At 65.0% G+C, this 719-nt stretch carries 1 protein-coding gene; it reads left to right on the forward strand.

The window, feature by feature from the left end:
- The coding region (gene trbB / locus EOA60_RS35700) for a P-type conjugative transfer ATPase TrbB (RefSeq protein ID WP_128312766.1) at window positions 1–719 on the forward strand (719 nt) is incomplete at both ends.

A 719-nucleotide genomic window follows, 5' to 3' on the forward strand; every position in this document is an offset into this window, starting at 1 on the left:
CCGTCGTCGAGATCATGCTCAATCCCGATGGCCGGCTATTCATCGAGCGGCTGGGGCACGGCGTTATGCCGGCCGGAGAGATGGGCCCCGCAACCGCCGAGGTTGTCATCGGCAGCGTGGCCCATGCGCTTCATTCGGAGGCAGACGATGATCGGCCGATCGTCTCGGGTGAGCTCCCGATCGGCGGGCACAGATTCGAGGGACTCCTGCCGCCGGTGGTCGCGGCGCCGACCTTCACCATCCGCCGGCGCGCGTCGCGGCTCATTCCGCTCGACGACTATGTAAAGGCCAAGGTGATGACGACGCGCCAGGCGGATATCATCCGCAACGCGATTGCCTCACGGCTCAATGTCGTCATTTCCGGGGGCACCGGTTCCGGCAAGACCACGCTCGCCAATGCGGTCATTGCCGAGATCGTCGAAACGGCTCCGGAGGATCGTATCCTTATCCTGGAAGATACGGCCGAGATCCAATGCGCGGCGGAGAACGCGGTCGCATTACATACCAGCGACACGATCGACATGGCGCGGCTCCTGAAGAGCACGATGCGGCTGCGCCCCGACCGGATCATCGTCGGCGAGGTCCGCGACGGGGCTGCGCTGACATTGCTGAAGGCCTGGAACACCGGCCATCCGGGCGGCGTGACCACGATCCATTCCAATAGCGCCATGTCAGCGCTACGCCGCCTCGAGCAGCTAACCGCCGAGGCGAGACAGCAG

Origin of the sequence: Mesorhizobium sp. M1A.F.Ca.IN.020.06.1.1 (genome assembly GCF_004023265.1) — a bacterium.
Classification (GTDB): Bacteria; Pseudomonadota; Alphaproteobacteria; order Rhizobiales; family Rhizobiaceae; genus Mesorhizobium.